At 42.7% G+C, this 21736-nt stretch carries 16 protein-coding genes and 3 tRNA genes; 7 read left to right on the top strand and 12 right to left on the bottom strand.

Annotation, left to right across the window (positions count from 1 at the left end; translation table 11 throughout):
* Positions 1–172: 172 nt before the first annotated feature.
* On the top strand, positions 173–3343 hold the full coding sequence (locus ACSX1H_RS00435; RefSeq protein WP_439181550.1) for a ligand-binding sensor domain-containing protein: 3171 nt from the start codon (positions 173–175) through the stop codon (positions 3341–3343).
* Between the two features lie 127 nt (positions 3344–3470).
* Here the strand turns inward: ACSX1H_RS00435 and ychF are convergent, their stop codons facing one another.
* The 5 genes from ychF to ACSX1H_RS00410 all read right to left on the bottom strand — a co-directional run bounded on the left by ychF (position 3471) and on the right by ACSX1H_RS00410 (position 10204).
* Positions 3471–4571 (bottom strand): redox-regulated ATPase YchF, encoded by a 1101-nt coding sequence (gene ychF, locus ACSX1H_RS00430; protein ID WP_439181549.1) that lies wholly within the window; start codon positions 4569–4571, stop codon positions 3471–3473.
* 250 nt (positions 4572–4821) lie between these two features.
* A complete protein-coding gene (gene hutH / locus ACSX1H_RS00425) occupies positions 4822–6327 on the bottom strand; it encodes a histidine ammonia-lyase (RefSeq protein WP_439181548.1) in 1506 nt (501 codons plus the stop codon).
* A gap of 385 nt (positions 6328–6712) precedes the next feature.
* Positions 6713–8077, bottom strand: a complete 1365-nt coding sequence (gene hisS, locus ACSX1H_RS00420) for a histidine--tRNA ligase (protein ID WP_439181547.1) — start codon at positions 8075–8077, stop codon at positions 6713–6715.
* 259 nt (positions 8078–8336) lie between these two features.
* On the bottom strand, positions 8337–9290 hold the full coding sequence (locus tag ACSX1H_RS00415; protein WP_439181546.1) for a calcium/sodium antiporter: 954 nt from the start codon (positions 9288–9290) through the stop codon (positions 8337–8339).
* 182 nt (positions 9291–9472) lie between these two features.
* A complete protein-coding gene (locus ACSX1H_RS00410) occupies positions 9473–10204 on the bottom strand; it encodes a hypothetical protein (protein ID WP_439181545.1) in 732 nt (243 codons plus the stop codon).
* A gap of 713 nt (positions 10205–10917) precedes the next feature.
* Between ACSX1H_RS00410 and ACSX1H_RS00405 the strand changes: the two genes are divergently transcribed.
* Entirely contained in the window at positions 10918–11097 is a 180-nt protein-coding gene (locus ACSX1H_RS00405) for a hypothetical protein (RefSeq protein WP_439181544.1), read from the top strand.
* Between the two features lie 71 nt (positions 11098–11168).
* Here the strand turns inward: ACSX1H_RS00405 and ACSX1H_RS00400 are convergent, their stop codons facing one another.
* Positions 11169–11849 (bottom strand): PAS domain S-box protein, encoded by a 681-nt coding sequence (locus ACSX1H_RS00400; protein WP_439181543.1) that lies wholly within the window; start codon positions 11847–11849, stop codon positions 11169–11171.
* A gap of 165 nt (positions 11850–12014) precedes the next feature.
* Positions 12015–12485: a WbuC family cupin fold metalloprotein gene (locus ACSX1H_RS00395; protein WP_439181542.1), complete on the bottom strand. Its 471-nt coding sequence runs from the start codon at positions 12483–12485 to the stop codon at positions 12015–12017.
* Between the two features lie 129 nt (positions 12486–12614).
* Here ACSX1H_RS00395 and ACSX1H_RS00390 point away from each other — a divergent pair, with 129 nt between their 5' ends.
* Positions 12615–13721, top strand: a complete 1107-nt coding sequence (locus tag ACSX1H_RS00390) for an adenylate/guanylate cyclase domain-containing protein (protein WP_439181541.1) — start codon at positions 12615–12617, stop codon at positions 13719–13721.
* Positions 13722–13731: 10 nt separating this feature from the next.
* Here the strand turns inward: ACSX1H_RS00390 and ettA are convergent, their stop codons facing one another.
* The 5 genes from ettA to ACSX1H_RS00365 form a co-directional block, all read right to left on the bottom strand.
* On the bottom strand, positions 13732–15417 hold the full coding sequence (ettA, locus tag ACSX1H_RS00385; RefSeq protein ID WP_439181540.1) for an energy-dependent translational throttle protein EttA: 1686 nt from the start codon (positions 15415–15417) through the stop codon (positions 13732–13734).
* Between the two features lie 122 nt (positions 15418–15539).
* Positions 15540–15614: transfer RNA gene (locus tag ACSX1H_RS00380), tRNA-Val, on the bottom strand.
* A 24-nt stretch (positions 15615–15638) separates the two neighbouring features.
* Positions 15639–15716, bottom strand: a tRNA-Val gene (locus ACSX1H_RS00375).
* Between the two features lie 56 nt (positions 15717–15772).
* Positions 15773–15850: transfer RNA gene (locus tag ACSX1H_RS00370), tRNA-Val, on the bottom strand.
* A 65-nt stretch (positions 15851–15915) separates the two neighbouring features.
* A complete protein-coding gene (locus tag ACSX1H_RS00365) occupies positions 15916–17214 on the bottom strand; it encodes a bifunctional folylpolyglutamate synthase/dihydrofolate synthase (protein WP_439181539.1) in 1299 nt (432 codons plus the stop codon).
* A 75-nt stretch (positions 17215–17289) separates the two neighbouring features.
* Here ACSX1H_RS00365 and ACSX1H_RS00360 point away from each other — a divergent pair, with 75 nt between their 5' ends.
* The 4 genes from ACSX1H_RS00360 to ACSX1H_RS00345 all read left to right on the top strand — a co-directional run bounded on the left by ACSX1H_RS00360 (position 17290) and on the right by ACSX1H_RS00345 (position 21730).
* A complete protein-coding gene (locus ACSX1H_RS00360) occupies positions 17290–18609 on the top strand; it encodes a PhoH family protein (RefSeq protein ID WP_439181538.1) in 1320 nt (439 codons plus the stop codon).
* Between the two features lie 123 nt (positions 18610–18732).
* Complete coding sequence (mtaB, locus tag ACSX1H_RS00355; protein WP_439181537.1) at positions 18733–20049, top strand: tRNA (N(6)-L-threonylcarbamoyladenosine(37)-C(2))-methylthiotransferase MtaB; 1317 nt, start codon at positions 18733–18735, stop codon at positions 20047–20049.
* A 5-nt stretch (positions 20050–20054) separates the two neighbouring features.
* Entirely contained in the window at positions 20055–20843 is a 789-nt protein-coding gene (locus tag ACSX1H_RS00350) for an inositol monophosphatase family protein (RefSeq protein ID WP_439181536.1), read from the top strand.
* Between the two features lie 2 nt (positions 20844–20845).
* Positions 20846–21730, top strand: a complete 885-nt coding sequence (locus ACSX1H_RS00345) for a lysophospholipid acyltransferase family protein (RefSeq protein ID WP_439181535.1) — start codon at positions 20846–20848, stop codon at positions 21728–21730.
* The last annotated feature ends 6 nt before the right edge of the window (positions 21731–21736 follow it).

Raw genomic sequence — 21736 nt, 5'->3', positions numbered from 1 at the left:
AGTACTTTTATCAGCAATGAGTGTGTTGATTCAAAGGATATTCTTTAATTCTATGGATATAAGTCGTTGTTGTCGTTATGTTTGCGTTTTGGCCTTTGCCTTTTTTTGTTTGGTTTCATCAAGCGCGCAAAGCACTCATCTGGCAATCGAACAATTTACTATTAAGGATGGATTGTCAAATAGTCATGTCACCGCCTTGTTTCAGGACAGCCGAGGTTATATTTGGGTAGGTACAACAGACGGGTTGAATCGCTATGATGGCTATGGTTTTGTTGTCTATCGGCACCATCCTTTGTCAGATAGTACCATTGTTGGGAACTATATCCAGGCCATTACAGAAACACCTGATGGGAATATTTGGATAGGAACCCGCAATAGTGGGATTGCAATCTGGCAAAAGAAGAATGGCAAATTCCTAAACCTTGGTAAAGAGTCGGAGTTATTTCGTGAACTGCGAGAATGTGGTGTTTATGGATTACGAACCGATGGTGATAATGTTTGGGTAAAAACAAGAAATGCCATTGCCAAGGTCAATTACCGAACCAGACATTTTTCAAAATTTGATCATTATTCATCCGTGCTGAAAAAGGGGTCCTGCAACACTTATCCGATAGTAGCTGGTTTGGGTAGGGTGTGGTTCGGGTCGAAAGATGGTATTCAGTATATCGATCGTAAAGATGAAGTACTGAAGCGCATTGAGCCGTCCAGGGGTGAACAGCAGGTCGAAGTCAGTAGTTTGGTAATGGCGAATGACACAATGGTGTTGGCAGGTGCTGAAAGCGGCTTGTGGAAGTACCAGATAAACAGTGGGGCTGTTAACCCCATCTATAAAATTAACAACCCTAATGTGCGTCAAAATGTTTCTGCTCTTTTAAAAGGAACGAACGAAATTGTTTGGATCGCTACCTCACAGGGGTTGATGTATTCAAATCCGCCCTATACCGAGTATCAGCACTTTGAGGTGAACAACCAATTGCTGCAGTCTTTTAAAAATATATCAACCATCCTGGAAGATGCCAGTGGACTTTTATGGGTCGGCACTGTGCAGGATGGCTTATTTAAAGTCGATCGGAAGCCCTCAAAGTTTTCTTCTATGACCATTAACGAGAACATTGAGTATCCAATGGATTGCTACGATTTCCAGTCGGTATATGTTGATGAAGAAAATAATCTTTGGTTAGGAACCGCCCACAAGGGTATTTATCGAATAAACCGAAATACCCGACAGTTTAAAAACTATACGATTTATCCACCTTACGTTGCCGCTGACGATCCTTCTGTTAATGTGATTTTTAAAGATTCCAAAGGGCACTTGTGGTTTGGTACCGACGAAGGTGTTTTCGTTTTAAATGATGGGGGCAGGCGCATCAAAGAATTTGACTATACCCAAAGCGAGGACTTCCGCTATTTGCTCAAGACCAATACGATTAATGATATTATTGAGGACCGATTAGGGCATATTTGGTTGGCTACAAATTTTGGACTTTACCGTTTTGATGGGGAGAAGATAACAAGTTATTGGGCCGATAGTGATGAGGAATATGGTCTGTGTGGGGATGAAGTAAACGTGCTGTTTGAGGACAAGGATGGATTAATATGGATAGGTACTAACAATGGCATTAGTATTTACAATATTGTGTCCAAAGCATTTAATTGTATAAGAAATGCTGAAGGTGCACAAAAGCAATTGAGCCATAATTTTATTTCTGCCTTTGCTGAGGATCATGACCGGGTGATAATAGGTACCTATTCCGGACTTTCTTACTTCGATAAGTACAGCAAAACAACCTCCTTTTGGGATTACGATGAGTTGGTCAGTGGCAAAATCTATACGGTTGAAGTGGATGACTATAATCGGATATGGATCAGTACCGGGGAGGGCATATCATCCATAATTCCCGGGACGCCGCCTTTTAACTACAATAAAAATGACGGAGTTCCTGATTACAACTTTAATGTGGGCGCCTCCTGTAAGTTTGGCAAAAATGAGCTGTTTTTTGGGGGTGATAAAGGACTGACTATTATTAATACCGAGGAGGTTCCAATAAATAATAATAAGCCCAAAATGGTGATTAACCGGGTAAAGGTGTTTCATAAAGGGAAGGTTAATGAGGTGTATGAAGGTGTAAGAACTGAAATTGAGTTGCGTTATAAGCGAAACATGATGGTTCAGGTATCTTTTGCAGCCCTTGAGTTTACCTATCCTCAGGCGAACACCTACCGGGTAAAACTGGAAGGTCATGATGAAGATTGGCGGGATGTAACGTTTGAAAATTTTGTTAACTTCTCTAACCTGTCGCCTGGTAATTATACCCTAAAGGTAAAAGGTGCGAATAATGATGGCGTTCCTTCCGATGAGCAGGCAGAATTGGATATAATTGTGATAACCCCTCTGTGGATGTCGGGCTATGCCTATGCCTTCTACATTATCTTTGGCGTGCTTTTAATTCAAACGCTGATAAACTATCGCATTCGAAACTATCGAAAGGCTTACAAGGCCTTAAATGAAAAAGCGCAGGATAAAAAGAAAATTGAGATTCAGAAAGAATCGTTAACACGCATTCATCAGAGCCTGACCGATAGTATTAGCTATGCCAAGCGCATTCAGGAGGCCATGATTCCATCTGAGGAAATGGTGAAGGAAGTATTGCCCGAGTCATTTATTTATTTTCGGCCTAAGGACATTGTTAGTGGTGATTTTTATTGGGTCTATCGAAACGAAAGTAAGGTTTTTCTGGCCGCAGTGGATTGCACGGGGCATGGGGTGCCGGGTGCTTTTATGTCAATTATTGGCTATGATTTACTCAAGAAAATAGTGGAGATACAAGAGGAATATTGTCCAGCTCGTATCTTAAACAGTTTGAGCCACGAAGTGGCCAGTACTTTTCAGAAGAACGGACAGGATGGCCGACTCAACAAACAGAGTGTCAGCGATGGAATGGATATCGCATTGGTAATGCTGGATGAGCAGAAACAAGTATTGCACTTCGCCGGGGCGATGAGTCCGTTGTATATTATCCGCGATAATGAGATAATGACCTTTAAAGGGGATCGTTTCCCCATTGGTTATTCCGACGATAGTAAGGAGTTGTCATATTCACGGCAGGAAATTCCGGTGTATCCAAATGATGTTATCTACCTGTTTTCCGATGGTTTTGCCGACCAGTTTGGTGGACCGGAAGGAAAGAAGTTTAAATACCGTCGTTTTCGCCACTTGTTGCTGAATATTCATAAGCTGCCTATTGATGACCAAAAGGCCATTCTGCATCAAAAGATGGAGGATTGGATGGGTACCGAATATGAGCAGGTAGATGATATCCTGTTGATGGGCTTCCGGCTGTAAGCTATTAGCTGTTGAATTGGTAATTTGAAGAATTGATAAAACAAAAGCCTGGCAATCGCCAGGCTTTCTTTGCATTTTATCCTATTTCTATAAGCGAACTTAATCGCGTATAGAGTCTTGTATCTATTTATACATTGAAACGGAAGTGCATTATGTCGCCATCCTGCACCACGTAGTCTTTTCCCTCAACACTCATTTTGCCGGCTTCTTTACAGGCTAATTCTGAGCCCAACTCAACAAATGTTTCGTATTTAATCACCTCTGCCCGGATAAATCCTTTTTCAAAATCACTGTGAATAACTCCGGCAGCTTGTGGCGCACAAAAGCCTTTGTGGAAGGTCCAGGCACGCACTTCTTTAACACCTGCAGTAAAGTAGGTTTGGAGATTCAGTAATTTGTATGCTGAGCGAATCAGTTTGGATACACCCGATTCTTTCAGTCCCATGTCTTCCAAAAATTCCTGACGCTCTTCAAAGGTTTCCAGCTCCGCAATTTCCGACTCAGTTTTAGCGGCGATAATTAGTATTTCAGCGTTTTCATCTTTAACCGCTTCGCGAACAGCTTCTACGTGTTGGTTGCCATCAACTACCGACGATTCATCCACATTACACACATACATTACTGGCTTGTTGGTGAGCAAATACAGGTCTTTAGTGACTTTCTGCTCATGTTCGCTTAGCTCAACTGTGCGGGCCGACTTGCCGTTCTCAAAAGCTTCTTTATAGCGATAAAGAACTTCAACCAGCTTTTTAGCGTCCTGGTCTTTCGATGCCTTGGCTGCTTTTTCTGTTTTCTGAAGACGTGCTTCAACCGTTTCAAGGTCTTTGAACTGTAGTTCCAGATCGATAATTTCTTTGTCTCTCACTGGGTCAATGCTTCCGTCTACATGCGTTACATTATCATCATCGAAGCAACGTAATACATGGATGATGGCATCTGTTTCGCGGATGTTGGCCAGGAATTTATTGCCCAGTCCTTCACCCTTGCTGGCACCTTTTACCAATCCGGCAATGTCAACAATTTCTACGGTTGTAGGAACCACGCGCTGGGGCTTAACCAGCTCTTCCAGTTTCACCAATCGCTCATCAGGTACAGTAATAACACCCACATTGGGTTCAATGGTACAAAAAGGGAAGTTTGCCGATTGCGCTTTGGCATTCGATAAACAATTGAATAGGGTTGATTTTCCAACGTTGGGTAAACCAACGATTCCGCACTGTAATGCCATTATATTAAGTCTTAATTGTTTACTCTTTTGTTTTGAGCTGCAAAAGTAGTGGTTTTTTTAATAACTTCCTTGGCATCGATAAGATGCCGGTACGTAAACTGTCATAAAAAAAGGATCGCACGTGAATAATGCGATCCTTTTTGTTCTTTCCTTGCTATGCTTGGTATGCAGGTCCTCGTTATTGGGGTGCCATCAGGCAATGAGGGGGTCTTACTTGATGGCAACTAATAAGCTCTGGAGGTCAGCTGTATTATTCACCAAACTCTCCAAATTCGCCGTTTTGCAAGAACTCAACACTCTTCTCAATTTCTTTGTACATGATTTTGTCTTCTTTCACGAAATCGACGCGCTGACGGTATTGCGCCAAAAAGTCTTCTAGGAAAGGCGAAGTTTTGGCTGGGCGACGGAAGTCCATGGCCTGCGATGCGTTAAATAGCTCAATGGCCAATACGCGTTCCACATTATCAGCTATTTTCAGCGCTTTGGTGGCGGCGTTACCTCCCATACTCACGTGATCTTCCTGCTCGTTAGATGACGGAATGCTATCAACCGATGATGGGGTGGCCATTTGCTTATTCAGGCTCACAATGGATGCTGCGGAATACTGCGGAATCATAAAGCCACTATTCAGACCGGGATTCGCCACCAGGAACTCAGGCAGGCCACGTTCACCTGATATTAATCGATAGGTGCGTCGCTCAGAGATACTGCCTATTTCACTCATGGCGATGGACAGAAAATCCATGGCCAAAGCCAGTGGTTCACCGTGGAAGTTTCCTCCCGAAACAATCATATCGTCTTCAGGAAATACCATTGGGTTATCGGTTACCGAGTTAATTTCGGTAAGTACTACGTTGGCTACGTAATTAATGGCGTCTTTAATGGCACCATGTACCTGCGGCACACAACGGAAGGAGTAGGGGTCCTGTACGTGTTTCTTTTCGCGTCTAATGAGCTCACTGCCTTCGAGCAGAGCTTTAATGTTACGAGCCGTTTCGATTTGTCCGGGGTGCGGGCGCACAGCATGTAACTGCGGGAAGAAAGGCTCAATGCGACCGTCAAAGGCGTCCAGCGAAGTAGCGGCAATAATATCGGCGTATTTCGACAGGCGGAAGGCTTTAAGAAGCGTATACACGGCGTGTGAGCTCATAAACTGCGTTCCATTAAGCAAAGCGAGTCCTTCTTTTGCTCCCAGCTTAATAGGTTCCCAGTTATTTTCGGCCAGTACGTCGGCGGCTTGTCGCAGTTCACCTTTGTAATGCACTTCGCCATGTCCTATTAATGGCAAAAACAAGTGAGCTAAAGGCGCCAAATCGCCCGATGCTCCCAGTGAGCCTTGCTCAAATACGATTGGGTATATGCCATTATTAAAGAAATCGCAGAGGCGTTGTACGGTTTGTAGCTGAACGCCCGAATTACCCAAACTAAGTGCATGAATTTTAAGCATCAGCATCAGTTTTACCACATCACGTGGTACTTCCCGACCTATGCCGCAAGCATGGCTCATCACCAGGTTTTCCTGCAGTTTACTTAAGTCATCGGTTGAAATGGAGATGTTGTGCAGAGCACCAAAACCCGTGTTGATGCCATAAACGGGGCCATCGTGGTTGGCTACTTTATTGTCGAGGTACTGCTTGCAATGCTCAATGCGCTTTATCGCTTCGTCTGATAATGCAAGGTGATAGCCTTCTTTCAGAATTGTTTCGATTATTTCGAAAGAAAGAGGGGCTGGTGATATTTCAAATGTCTTTTGCATGGTTTTTAGCTTCTAGATGCTGATTATTAGCTGGTAGCTATTGTCAGCCTGGTTGTTTAATTGGATTATTCGCTAGCGTGGGTGATTCTCCCATCGCCTCTCAGGCACTTTCCCAAGGGAAGAATTTCCTGCTTTCTTTATGTCATGTACATTAATTCTCCGCTTGGGGAGATGCCGCAGGCAGAGGGGGAATGCGGCATGGCGTCATCACAGGCATAGCCTGCTGCGATTATTGCCTCATAACAAAAAGGTCTGCGACCTCAGGGGCAGCGGATATCGCCGCCAAAGGAGATAAAGAGTTGTGTTCTGTTTTTTAAAATTCGGCCCATAAAAAAGCGGGTAAAGTAATATTATACCTTACCCGCAAACATAGATAATTTCTTTATTAAATGCTGATGACTTTGATCAATTCGTCAACAGTAAGCTGGCTTTGCTCGCCACTTTCCATGTTTTTGACAGTGATGGTTTTGGCGTTTCTTTCTTCCTCGCCGGCCAACAGTACAAATGGGATCTCCTTTTTGTTGGCGTAGTTCATCTGCTTTTTCATTTTAACTGCATCGGGAAACAGCTCGGCGTTAATGCCTGCTTTGCGCACCTCATTGAGCATTTGCAAGGCATACAATTCATCTTCACCTCCAAAGTTAACAAACATGGCCCGTGTTTTAGCCCCATCGGCTTTAGGGAACAGCTCCAGCTGGTTCATCACATCGTAGATGCGGTCAGCTCCAAAGGAGATACCCACGCCAGATACATCTTTCAAGCCGAAGATGCCGGTCAGGTCGTCATAGCGTCCACCGCCGGTGATGCTGCCAATGGCTACATCTTTCGCTTTTACTTCAAAAATGGCACCGGTGTAGTAGTTAAGACCACGCGCCAGTGTCAGGTCCAGTTCAACTTCTAAATCTAACTGGAGTACGTCTAGATAGTCCAGGACAACTTCCAGTTCATCCACCCCTTTTAAACCAATTTCAGAGGAGCCAAGTACTTCACGCAGTTTAGCTACTTTTTCGCGGTTGGATCCGCTGAGCATGATAATGGGCTGTATGGTATCAATAGCTTCGGTTGATAGTCCTTTCGAAGCCAGTTCTTCATTGACTTTTTCCAGGCCTATCTTATCCAGTTTATCGATGGCTACAGTAATGTCCACAATCTTATCTGATGCATCGATGATTTCTGCAATACCAGAAAGAATCTTGCGGTTATTGAGTTTCAGCACCACATTAATATTCAGCAAACGATATACTTCGTCAACAATTTGTATCAGCTCCACCTCGTTAAGCAGCGAATTACTGCCCACCACATCTACATCGCACTGGAAAAATTCGCGGTAGCGTCCTTTCTGGGGGCGATCGGCCCGCCAAACAGGCTGTATCTGGTAGCGTTTAAACGGAAAGCTGATTTCGTTTTGGTGCTGCACCACAAAGCGTGCAAACGGCACCGTTAAATCGTAGCGTAAGCCTTTTTCACTTATTTGCGACATTACTTTGTTGGAGGCTTTTTCGGCCAGTAAACCGGCATCTGCCTTTTTTAAGTAATCGCCCGAATTAAGGATTTTGAATAAGAGCTTATCACCTTCTTCACCGTATTTTCCAAGCAGGGTGCTCAGGTTTTCCATGGCCGGCGTTTCAATCGGCAGGTAGCCATACTTTTGAAATACGCCTTTAACCGTATCAAAAATGTAATTGCGTTTCACCATTTCTACGGGTGAAAAATCCCTGGTTCCCTTTGGAATGCTTGGTTTTTGAGCCATATCTAACTTTTGTTTTGCTATTCGTATTAACTAGGTTTGAATAAACCGGGGCAAAGATACTAAAAAGTGTAGAGAGTGCGTAGTGTTGGTGATTAGGACAAAGAGGCGATTGTTTTGCGGCCGAGTATGTCTTGAAGTAAATAGAGCGTTTGTAACGCATTATTGAAAGGCTCCGATTACCTTATGTGGTGTTAATAACTGGCCTTGCCGGAGGCAAAATCAATAAGGGACTCTTTAATAATGGATAATTTGCGAATTGTTATAGCTCTATTAAAACTAAATAGGCTGTATATCCGAAGTAAAAAGCGAACAGGATTCCGGCTTCCCATCGATCCAATTTTTTCTTTTGTCCGGTGAGCATTGACGTCAATAAAAAAATGGTTCCTCCAATCAAAATCCCCAAGTCCAAATTAAACTTTGGGTTATATTCAATTGGATGTATGATGGAACTGATTGATAAGATCAGAAGTAGATTGAAAACGTTGGAGCCAATAACATTCCCTATGGCGATGTCGCTGTTTTTTTTGGTGGCGGCAACAATGGATGTTACCAGTTCGGGCAATGATGTTCCGGCAGCAACAATGGTTAGACCTATTATTTTTTCGCTAACTCCCAGGTCTTGGGCAATCACTACACTGTTGGTCACCACCAGTTGGCCTCCTGCTATTAATCCTACTAAGCCAATAACAATCAAACTCCAGATTTTCAGTGTAGATTTTTGATTTTCGGGAGTAATCGTTTGAGGATCATTTTTCATCTGTTTAAACACGTAATACATGAAAAAACAAAAAAAGAGCAGCATTATTAAGCCATCTATCCGGCTCGAATAGCTTGGTCCTGATAAATGAAAATCATTAAGCAGTAGCAATATTCCTATTGAGGCCATCAAAGAAATAGGGATTTCTTTCCAGGCTGTTGAAGATTGCACCTTAATAGGGAAAATTAATCCGGCTAATCCGAGAATAATAAACAAGTTGAAGTTGTTGCTTCCAATAATGTTGCCCAGTACAATGTCGGAGTAGCCCTTTACAGAGGCAATGCTGTTAACAACTAATTCGGGAGCTGAGGTGCCAAACGCCACAATCGTTAAGCCAATCACCAAATCCGGTATTTTGTATTTTTTGGCTAAGGCTGATGCTCCGTCCACCAGCCAGTTCGCCCCAAATATTAAGGCGACAAACCCTGTTATAACTAACAAAACAGCAGTTATCATGCAACGTTCCTTTTTTATGTAAAGGTAAGCGATTTCGTATTTAGCTTTTTAAAAAAATGGTCAGTTTTTTGATTGGGTAAATTGACAATTATAATGCCACAACGAGCTGCATTAGTATGGATTTTTATCTACTGAGTTAATCAGATTAGGTCGAAACAAATTGTTTTGCGTTACCGGCTAACTCATAATTCAGTATCAATTTGCAGCATGTTGGAGCTGAGAACATATGTTTCGTGCTTGAGTACCGAATTATTTCGAAGGTAGGCGACTTCAACTTTATTGGCCACATCGAATTCAACGCGAAACCCACCCTGCTGATTCACCTTTAATTCCTTTGTTTCCTTTATAAAATGGCCATTAGAATAACTCGTGGTGGATATCCTAACCATAATGTCCGAATGACTTTTTGTGAGCTCTTCGCTTCTTATCATCCCATTCACCACAACCCTGGCGTAAAAACCGGGTGGCAATATGCTTTTATTTGGCGCGCTAACTCCAGAGGCCTCGATTATATTTGTAATACAGTTATAAACGGCAGCATTATACTCGTAGGCTTTTCCCTCGATATACATTTGAGCCGAATCGCCACAATTCATGCATAATTTTAAAGTTTCATCCGGTAAGTGAAAAGTGACTTTAAAACAAATGTCCTGTACTTCTTCTTTTTTTGTTGCAACACTCTTGTTTGCTAAGGCTACCAGGTTGTTAATAATTAAACTGTCGGTAATGGTTATTGGCCCATGCGACAATGTTTCGGAACAGCTTGAAGGAGCTATTTTTAAAGCATACAGCAGCGAATAATCATCAGTAATTGTTATTTTCTTAACCGCGTCAGGTATTATAGGCTTCGCTGTAAAAGCTTGTTCATTAGAAATTGAAACCAGCGCTAAAATAGCCACAAAAAAGTGCTGCATTTTATTTTGATGTCAAGTTATCAATAACCTGCCGCAGTTGATTAAAAAAACAATCAGATGGCCAGCAGGGCCTTTTTGTTCACAAAAGAAATTTCTTCCAGGGAACCTGAAATAGCGAAGAGTTCATCGTCCTTTTCACTTAAATTAGTGACTGCTAAAATAAGCTTTTTGTTTCACCAGGTCTTATGTTTATGATACAAATCGGAACGGGAGGACCCAGTTTGTTGAAATTGATCCACCAGCAAAGCAACTCGCTACTTGCTCGCGCTTCTTGCGTCTTTTCACGACGTTATTGCCCATTGTTTGTGCCTGCTTACCGATTTCTACATCGTTATTGCTCGTTGTCCCTGCCTTCTTGCTTCTTTCCACATCGTTATTACTTACTGATTGTGCCTTCTTGCCAACTTGCACATCATTATTACTCCTTGGTCGTGCCTTATTAGCTCTTTCCAGGTTGTGGTTAATGTTTGTTCATGGCTTATTGTGGTTTTTCAGAGACTGATTACCGTGTGGATGTTTCTCAATAGTTCATATTATGACGTTCTGTTTCGCAGTCTGCATTTTTATTGCAAGATGTCTAATGCGGAAAGGATGCGTCTCTAGGGAATACAGAGCTTATGCAACAAGCCAGCATATTTAATTTTTCTGAAACAAAGTATCAGGTGATTTTGTCAATATATCGACGAACTAGTATTCATTTTAAAACCAGAAAAATGTCAAATGAAGTAACTGTGCTGGACGCCATGAAAAAAGCTGACAAACCTGTTCGAACAGGCGATATTGTCGACTTATCGGGTCTGGAACGAAAAGAAGTTGAAAAAGCAATGAAGCAACTAAAGGCCGAAAATAAAATTATTTCACCCAAGCGCTGTTTCTGGGAACCGGCCAAATAGTTGAAGTTGAATTTTTAAAAGGGGGTTAAGGTGCATCTTAATCCCCTTTAATTTATAACGCTTTGTGGGTGTTAGTTGTTGGATTCTACTGCACTAATTGATTGCAACAGAACCTTATTAAGCTCATCACCGGGGCTCAGCTGTAGTTTTTTTCGGATGCGTTTGCGGGCGGCAAATACGCCATCTACAGTAATATTCAGCTCATTAGCAATTGCCTTTGTGTTATAGTTTTGCAGTAAGAAATGGCAAACTTTAATATCGTTGGCACTCAATATGGGATGTGCTTTAGCCAGCAGAGTGCTCGTTTCGTGGTAGCTACGCTGAAAGTTTTTATTCCGCTCGGCTTCGAGTTCGCGTTGTAAGACGATGATGTTTTGTTCGAGTCGGATTTTTTCCAGATCCACCTCCTCTTTAATCTCAATCACATGCCCAACAAGATACTTGGTATCTTTAATGGTTTTGTAGTGGGTATGCAGTTTGCAGGCAAACAGGTCGCCGTTGCACCGCCGGTTTACATGGGTTTTGTAGCTTTTGATATTTAGGTGTTCAGAGGTCATTATCTCAGGAAAGAACTGGTTAAAATCCTCAGGCATCAGGTCTCTCAGGTTCTGCTTTTTAAACGCCTGTATAGAGGGATACTGATACATGGCAACAGCCGCATCATTAACCGCAACGATTTGACCGTTGAGCTTAGCAACGATAATTGCTTCGTTATCTTTTAGCGTATTTATGGAGGTTCCTAAATATCTCATTTTAACATAAAATGATTCAGATAAACAAATTTAACTCAAAAAGACCAGAAGTACCACAATCCTACCAGTGGTTTTTTTTAAAATGATGGCCGTACCGGATACTTTTGTAATAGTTAATCCTTTATGGTTTCCCGATTCAAACATTCTAGCTACTCTCTCAATTCCCTATGAGAGAGTAGCTTTTTTAATTATCAGTCTTAGGTAATCGGCAGCAGCGTCATCCGTTTCTGGTGGTGCCCAACTGGCAAAGTGTTTATCGCTAACCGGATCATAGGGACCATCCTTTAGCTCATAAACACCCGTGTTGGCTTCCAAAGCAATAATTGTATGGTAGGTGCCTGGAGGTATCTCAATACCATAGTTCCCCTTGTCCCGGCTTAGAACATAGCTATTTGCCAACTCCCCTGATTCGTCAAATAGAACCACCAACAGGCTGCCGCTTAGTATAATGAAAGCCTCACGTTTGGCAGGCTGTTCATGTTTGTGCGGCCTGACGTAGCTTCCTGGTTGCAATACGTTAATCATCCTTTGCAACAGATCATCTTCTGATGTGTGAATGTTATGATTCACTCTTTTGCGCGGCGAATTTTTAGCGTTTTGCGATAAGGTATTTAACAGTGCGTCGTCAATGAGCATGGTATGTGTTTTATGGCTTTACTGGTAAAAATACAAAGTTTATCAATTAAAACACTTCATTAGTCATTCAGCTGTTAACTTTTGGCTGCTTGCGCGTAAAAATAATTAGGTTTGATTAGTTGAATTAAAATGGGTATTACAATTTTAATAGTTGATGATTCGCTGCTTGAAAGCGAATTGCTGCGAATAGCTTTGACCAGGCATGAGCCGTTCAGGAATATTCTGGTAGCCAACGACGGAGTGGACGCCTGCAGGCAAGCGGCACTCCATCAGCCTGATTTGATTCTGCTTGATTGGGAGATGCCCGATATGACAGGCCTGGAGGTGCTTAGGACATTAAAGAAAAACAATATCACCAAAGAGCTTCCGGTTATTTTAGTCTCCGGGGTGAGCTTTTCAGATAAGATAGAGCAGGCCTTTGGAGAAGGAGCAGCCGACTTTATTAAAAAGCCAATTCATCAGGAAGAGCTGGTGGCCCGTAGTGAAGCGGTGCTGCGAAATTACTCCAATTATAAATCGCTTAAAGACCATGCCAACCATTTAAACCTGGCCAACCAACAAAACGAACGTATTCTAAAATCCATTTTGCCACTGCCTATTCTTATGCAAATAAAAGAGTATGGCTCGATTCCTCCCCGACGCTATAAAGATTGTGTCGCTATTTTTGTTGATATGGTAGACTTTACCGTTAAAACAGGTAGAATGTCGCCAGCCGTTCTGTTAAAAGAGTTGCACGAATTGTTTAATGGCTTCGATGCAGTAGTGGATCAGCACTTTTGTACGCGTATTAAAACAGTTGGTGATGCTTATATTGCAGTATGTGGAATGTTTTATACACCTGATAATATTGAGATTGAAGCGGCTTCGGCAGCTGTGAAAATCAGGGAGTATGTGATGGAGCGCAACAGGACGAATGAAATACAATGGGAGTTAAAGATTGGCCTTTATAATGGCGATATCATTGGCAGTTCGGTAAGTAAGAGTAATCTTAACTTCGATATATTTGGAGAAACGGTTAACATGGCCTCCCGTTTTCAGAGTATGTGTGAGCCCATGCAAATAAATGTTTCAGAAAGTTTAAGTAAGCCTTTATCAAAAGCCTATAAGCTGGTAACACGTGTGCCACGCAAGGTGAAAGGAAAGAAGGGAGCTGTGCCGATGTATTACATTCATCGGTCTATTGGGGAATACAATACAGAGGAGGCTGTTGTAGAAACAGTCTCCTCCGCGCTGTAATGTTTTAATGCTATTTGATAAGTTTCTTGTAGCGAATACGGTGTGGGGTGGTATCACCCAGTCGTCGTTTCTTATTCTCTTCATACTCTGAGTACGAACCTTCGAAAAAGTATACCTTCGACTCGCCTTCGAATGCTAAAATATGTGTTGCTACACGGTCCAGGAACCAGCGGTCGTGAGATATTACTACTGCACAGCCGGCAAAATCCTCCAGACCTTCTTCCAGTGCACGAAGCGTGTTCACATCAATGTCGTTGGTCGGCTCATCCAGAAGCAGTACGTTGCCTTCTTCTTTCAGAGCCATGGCCAGATGAAGGCGATTACGCTCACCACCCGAGAGTACTTCACATTTCTTCTGCTGGTCATTCCCTGCAAAGTTAAAACGCGACAGGTAGGCGCGGGCATTCACCTCTTTGTTACCCATGCGCAGCAGTTCATCGCCTTGAGAGACGACTTCATAAACAGTTTTTCCCGGGATGATGTCGTCGTGCGATTGATCCACATACGCCACTTTAACAGTTTCACCCACCTCAAAAGTTCCGGCATCCGCTTTTTCAAGCCCCATTATCAGGCGGAAGAGAGTTGTTTTACCAGCTCCATTGGGACCAATTACACCAACAATGCCGTTTTTTGGGAGGGTAAATTCGAGATCTTCAAACAGGAGCTTGTCACCAAACGCTTTTGCCACCCCATGGGCCTCAATCACCTTTTCGCCTAGGCGAGGACCGTTCGGGATAAATATCTCCAGTTTTTCCTCTTTCTCTTTAACATCTTCTTTGAGTAAGCTGTCGTAAGCACTTAAACGTGCCTTATTCTTGGCATGACGGGCCTTAGGTGCCATACGAACCCATTCCAGCTCTCGCTCCAGTGTCTTACGGCGTTTCGAAGCTTGTTTCTCTTCATTGGCCATGCGTTTGGTTTTCTGATCCAACCACGATGAGTAGTTGCCTTCCCAAGGAATACCTTCTCCGCGATCAAGTTCCAGTATCCAGCCAGCTACATTGTCCAGAAAGTAGCGGTCGTGGGTAATGCCAATAACCGTTCCTTTGTACTGCTGCAGGTGTTGCTCCAGCCACTGCACCGATTCGGCATCAAGGTGGTTAGTAGGCTCATCGAGCAGCAGGATGTCAGGTTCTTGAAGAAGCAGACGGCAAAGAGCTACACGGCGTTTTTCACCACCCGAAAGAACTTTAATGGGTTGGTCTTCTGGTGGGCAGCGTAGTGCATCCATGGCACGGTTAAGCTTGGTGTCAAGGTTCCAGGCATCGTGCTGATCAATCAGTTCCTGTAACTTGGCTTGCTCATCCATTAAGGCCTGCATCTTATCCGGATTTTCCAGTACTTCTGGATCAGCAAATTTTTCGTTAACGGCCTCATAGGCTTTAAGTGTGTCAACCACTTCCTGAACGCCTTCTTCAACCACCTGTCGAACAGTTTTATTTTCATCCAGCTGAGGCTCCTGCTCCAGGTAGCCAACTGAATAGCCGGGAGAGAAAACTACATCGCCCTGGTAGTTTTTTTCAACACCAGCAATAATCTTTAACAGGGTTGATTTACCAGAGCCGTTCAAACCGATGATACCAATTTTGGCACCGTAAAAGAACGACAAGTAGATGTTATTCAGTACTTTTTTTTGAGGAGGGAAGGTTTTACTTACCCCAACCATACTGAATATGATTTTTTTATCGTCAGACATGTTTTTTACTTTTTGATTTTATTGCAAAAGTAGCGATAAGAAAAGAACAAAGGAAGAGCTCTTGATAAAGAAAAGCAGTATAAACAAAAAAGGAGAAACAATAACTGCTTCTCCTTCTAAAGTGGGCGATGAGGGAGTCGAACCCCCGACCCCTTGGGTGTAAACCAAGTGCTCTAAACCAACTGAGCTAATCGCCCTGAAATATATGTTGCTTTTAATAATGGTGGGCGATGAGGGAGTCGAACCCCCGACCCCTTGGGTGTAAACCAAGTGCTCTAAACCAACTGAGCTAATCGCCCTGAATATTTTCAGGTAATCCAGTAAATTACGTTAATGATTTCGTTCAATCATTAGTTGGTGGGCGATGAGGGAGTCGAACCCCCGACCCCTTGGGTGTAAACCAAGTGCTCTAAACCAACTGAGCTAATCGCCCCAGTGCCTGTCTCCTTAGAAAAGCGATGCAAATGTATGGCTCTTTTTCATTACCTCCAAATTTATTTAATACTTTTCTAGTGCATCGGCTACTATAAATGTGCTTCCACCGATGAAAATCAAATCGTTGGCACCTGCATTTTTTTTTGCAGCATTGAGTGCCAGATGAACATTTGGGTAGCTACAACCCGATAACTGCATTTTTTCTGCCAAATCTTTTAATAAATCTTCGTTGAGGCTTCGGGGAATGGCTGCCTTGGTAAAGTAATATTGGGCCTGTTTCGGTAATATGCTCAATACTGCAGCGTGATCTTTATCGTTCACCATCCCGAGTACAATATGAAGCTGTTTGTGGGGCGTGCTCATCATTTGTTCAACCAACATTTGCATCCCATCCAGGTTATGCCCCGTGTCGCATATGATGCGTGGGTTATAACCCAAATACTGCCAGCGTCCGAGCAATCCTGTATTGGATACCACCTTATTCAGTCCCGCGTAAATGTTATCACGCGAAATGGAGAACGTGCCTTTTTGTAGTTGTTCGATGATGGCTAATGTGGTTAGAATATTTTTTTGCTGATAGGCGCCAAGCAAGTCAAGTTTTAAATCATCATAGGCAGGCGCCTCGTTTTTGTAAATTTGGAAAACCTGCCTTTCATCGATAGAGAGCGTGGCGGTAGCTACTTTCAACAGTTGATCTGCAAAGGTGATTTTGGTGCCTTTATCCCTGGCAATCGCCTCGAATACGGTGGCTGTTTCAGCTTGAGTCTGGCCAATAATAAGGGGGACGTTCTTTTTGATGATTCCTCCCTTTTCTGCGGCAATTTTGTCAAGAGAATCACCTAAAAAGGCCGTGTGATCCAGGCCTATATTTGTGATAGCTGCTACTTCTGGGGTGATGATGTTGGTCGAGTCAAGACGTCCTCCCATGCCTACCTCAATAACTGCCACATCAACGGCTTCCTGCCTAAAATATTCGAATGCCATTGCTACGGTCATTTCAAAGAAAGAGGGTTGAAGTTGCTCAATCATCTTTTTGTGCTTCGCTACAAAGTCTACGACTTCCTGTTCCGGAAGCATTTGTCCGTTAATACGAATGCGCTCACGAAAATCTTTCAGGTGAGGCGAAGTGTAAAGTCCGACCTTGTAACCGGCTTCTTGCAATACGGATGCCACACTGTGCGAAACAGAACCCTTCCCGTTGGTGCCGGCAATGTGTATGGTTTTGTAGGCTTTGTGCGGATGCTTAAAATAACTATCCAAAGCCTGTGTAGTTGTTAAGTCAGCTTTATATGCAGCTTTGCCCACTCGTTGATACATTGGTAGTTGGGCAAATAAAAAGTCGAGAGTTTCTTTGTAATTCATACGGCAAAAATATTGCTTATTCTCCTTCTAGCGGCCTTTTTTTCTTTATCTTTAAGAGAAACAAAACCTTATAGTATGGCTAAAAAACTTTTTATACTTGATACAAACGTGCTTTTGCACGACCACAAATGTATATACAACTTTGAGGAAAATGATGTGATTATTCCGATTGTTGTATTGGAAGAGCTCGATCGTTTTAAAAAGGGCAATGATCTAATTAATTTTCAGGCACGCGAGTTTGCCCGGGAAATGGATAAAATGGCGGGGGAGAAGGTTTTTAAAGAAGGCATCCCACTCGGTGCTAAAAAAGGTAAACTTTTTGTGGCAACGGGGAAACCTATTCCCGAAGTGATGAAAGAATCTTTTAGTGAAAATACGGCCGATCATCGCATACTGGCAATCACCCTTCATGTGAAATCCACATTTCCGAAGCGGCTAACAGTGCTAATTACCAAAGATATTAACCTACGTCTCAAAGCGAAATCCTTAGGGGTAAAGGCGGAGGATTATGAGAATGATAAGGTTAAGAATATTGATATACTTGATAAAGGGGTGGAAATTCATGAGGATTTTGACAGTGCACTTATAGAAGCATTATATCAGAATCAGGGTATTCCAGTGAGTGATTTTCCGATTAAAGATAAACTGCCAGCTAATCAGTATTTTGTGCTGAGAAATGGGACCCAATCTGTGTTGGCTCAACATGATGCCATCTCTGGATTGATTCGTCGGGTTGAAAAGCATGGAGCCTACGGAATTGAGCCTCGCAATGCAGAGCAAACCTTTTCACTGAATGCCCTCTTAAATCCCGATATTAAACTAGTTTCATTAACAGGTAAGGCTGGAACCGGGAAAACTTTGTTGGCTCTGGCGGCAGCGCTGCAGCAGCATCAGCAGTACAATCAAATTCTTTTAGCCCGTCCGATTGTGCCTCTTGCTAACCGCGACTTAGGTTTTTTGCCTGGTGACATTAGCGAGAAGATTGGGCCTTACATGCAACCTTTATTTGATAATTTGGGAGTAATAAAAAGCAGATTTAAGGCCACGAGTAAAGAAGTGCATACTGTGGATGACATGTTGAAAAATGAGCAGCTGGTGATTACACCTTTAGCTTATATCCGTGGGCGCAGCTTATCCGATGCATTTTTTATAATTGATGAAGCACAAAACCTGACACCTCATGAAGTGAAGACGATTATCACCCGTGCCGGGGAAGGCACTAAGATGGTGTTTACAGGGGATGTGCAGCAGATTGACTCACCGTATCTGGATATGCAGTCCAATGGCTTAGCCTATCTGACAGATAAGATGAAGGGGCAGGAAATTTTTGCACATGTTAACTTGATGAAAGGCGAGCGTAGTTATCTGGCCGAGCTGGCTTCAGACCTCTTGTAGGACTACAGATATCTCTTGTCAGTCTGTTATTGGTTTCAGAATGCTTATCTGCATACGAACAGAAGGTAAATAGCTATGGTCTAAAGTCATTTTTGCTACCTTTGCAGCTTTCTTTATAGAGCAATGATTGATAATTCGGTATTTGAAAATAAGAAGGTAGCATTTCACACATTTGGCTGTAAGCTGAATTTTAGTGAAACCTCAACGGTGGCTCGTGCCATGGTGGAGGCTGGGTTTGCGAAGGTGGATATATCGGAACCGGCCGACGTGTATTTGTTTAACACCTGCTCGGTGACAGAACTGGCGGATAAGAAATGTAAGCAGGTTATACGAAAGGCAATAAAGCAAAATCCGAACGCTTTTATTGTGGTTACTGGCTGTTTTGCGCAGTTAAAACCGGAAGATGTGGCCAAGATTGAAGGGGTGGATCTGGTTTTAGGTTCCAATGAAAAGTTTGATATACTCAGTTATATTGAAGATTTTAAAAAGGGCGAAAAAGCCACTGTTCATGCCGGACAAATTGGGAAAAATAAGGAGTTTAAGCCTTCTTATTCCTTTGGCGATCGTACGCGATGCTTCCTGAAGGTGCAAGATGGATGTGACTATTTTTGCAGTTACTGCACCATTCCGTTTGCACGTGGACGAAGTCGGAGCGATACCATTGCGAATACCATGGAGCAGGCCCGGAAAGCCGCAGCTGGCGGAGCTAAAGAGATTATTCTGACCGGAGTTAATATTGGTGATTTTGGAAGTGCCAATGGCGAGACGTTTTTACAGCTTATCCAGCAGCTTGAGCAAGTTGAAGGTATTGAGCGGTACCGAATATCGTCCATTGAACCGAACTTACTGACAGATGAAATTATCAGGTTTGTGGCCAGTTCAAAAAAGTTTATGCCACATTTTCATATTCCTTTGCAATCGGGCTCCGATAAGGTGCTGAAGCTGATGAAGCGCAAGTATGATACCGAGCTGTTTCGTTCCAAAATAACGCAAATCAATAGCCTTATTCCACAAGCATTTATTGGTGTGGATGTGATTGTGGGCGTTAGGGGAGAGTCTGACGAAGATTTTATGACGACTCACCAGTTTCTTGCCGATTTAGATGTTGCACAGTTGCATGTTTTCACCTATTCTGAAAGGCCCAATACGCAAGCCTTAAAGATTGAGGAGGTGGTGCCGGTAGCTACCCGAAAAGAGCGCAGCAAAATATTGCACGAATTATCAGAAAAGAAGACCCGTCACTTTTATAAACAATTTATCGGAGCAGATATGCCCGTGTTGTTCGAAGGGAGTGATAATGGAGGGATGATCAATGGCTTTACTCCCAATTATATAAAGGTGGAGGTGCCCTTTGATGCTGGTTTGACTAACCAAATCAAACAGGTTGAGCTGAAGCATCTTTCATTTGATACCTTTTGTATGGCTGGTCAACTAAAATAATCATTATGAACTATCAGGAAATATGCAGCCGTGTTTGTGAAATTGCCAAACAAACAGGAGAGTATATCAAAAAACAACGCCAAATCAATGCTGTTGATGTTGAGGTAAAAGGGAGTAATGACTTTGTGACGCAGGTTGATAAAGCATCGGAACAGCGCATTGTATCTGCCCTTAAAGAGCTATTGCCGCAAAGCGGATTCATTGCTGAGGAAGGCACATCCTCTGAAAGAGGTGAGGTGTATAACTGGGTAATCGATCCCATTGATGGGACAACGAATTTTATTCACGGATTAACACCTTATGCCATAAGTATTGCATTAATGGAAGGGCAGCAGCTGGTGCTTGGTGTTATTTACGAAATAGGCTTGGACGAGTGCTTTTATTCCTACAAAGGGGCACCGGTGTTTTTAAATGGAAAAGAAGTGCGTGTGTCCGATACTCCAAGTGTGAAAGACAGTTTAATTGCTACTGGTTTTCCTTATTCTGATTACTCGCGTTTAGATGGGTTTATGAATTCGGTTCGCTATTTTATGGAACACTCCAGAGGATTAAGACGCCTGGGTTCGGCAGCCACCGATCTGGCTTATGTTGCTTGCGGTCGTTTCGATTCGTTTTATGAGTATAACCTTAAAGCATGGGATGTGGCAGCAGGTGCTTTTTTGGTGCAGCAAGCCGGAGGCAAAGTATGCGATTTTGAAGGAGGGAGTGATTATATTTTCGGGAAGGAGATAATTGCAACTAATGCCGCAACATTCAGAGAGTTTAAGCAAATCGTTAATCATATTGTCAGATAAGAATGAAAAAGCTTGGAAACTATTTTGCTTTAGGTTTTTTGTGGTTGTTTAGCTTACAACCTTTTTTTATACTTTACTTATATTCCGATCTTCTTTACCAAATCATTCGCCTGATAGGTTACCGGCGACATGTGATTAATGAAAACCTGCGTTATGCTTTTCCAGAGAAAACAAGGGATGAGCTGCGCGAAATCCGACTTAAGTTTTACCGTGGCTTTTGCGATATTCTTATCGAAACAATTAAGCTGCAGTCCATGAGTGAGAGGCAAATACGAAAGCGTGTTGTTTTTACCAATATGGACTATGTCAACCAGAAGGCAAAAGAAAACAAAGATGTTGTTGCCATTATGGGGCATTATTGCTGTTGGGAGTGGATACCTGCTCTCTCCTTATACTCCGATGCTGTTTCGTGTGCCACCTATCGCCCGCTTAAGAATAAAGAGTTTGACAAGTACATGCTGAAACTCAGAAGTCGTTGGGGAAGTTTAAATTTTACCATGCGCAACACCATGCGTGAAATTGTTAAAATAAAGCGACAAAATAAAAACTTTATTATTGGTCTGATAGCCGATCAGTCGCCCGACCGAAAAACCATTCAATACTGGACAAAGTTTTTGAACCAGAATACAGCTGTTCTTTTGGGTCCTGAGAAAATGGCAAAGGCATTTAAGGCCACTGTCGTTTTTCTGAAAATGACACGAGTAAAGCGCGGTTACTATCGGGTTGATGTTATTCCTTTAGCAGATCAGGCGGAGCTCACAAAAGAGTATGAAATCACCGAAATGCATCTAAAATGCCTGGAGGACATCATCAATGAAAAGCCGGAAGACTGGTTGTGGTCGCATAAACGGTGGAAGTATTCAGAAACCAGAGTGATTGAAAACTAAGAAATA

The sequence above is a fragment of the Carboxylicivirga taeanensis genome, assembly GCF_051851475.1.
GTDB lineage: Bacteria > Bacteroidota > Bacteroidia > Bacteroidales > Marinilabiliaceae > Carboxylicivirga > Carboxylicivirga taeanensis.
Note: the sequence above shows the minus strand (reverse complement) of the source record. Positions and strands in the feature narration are given on the sequence as shown.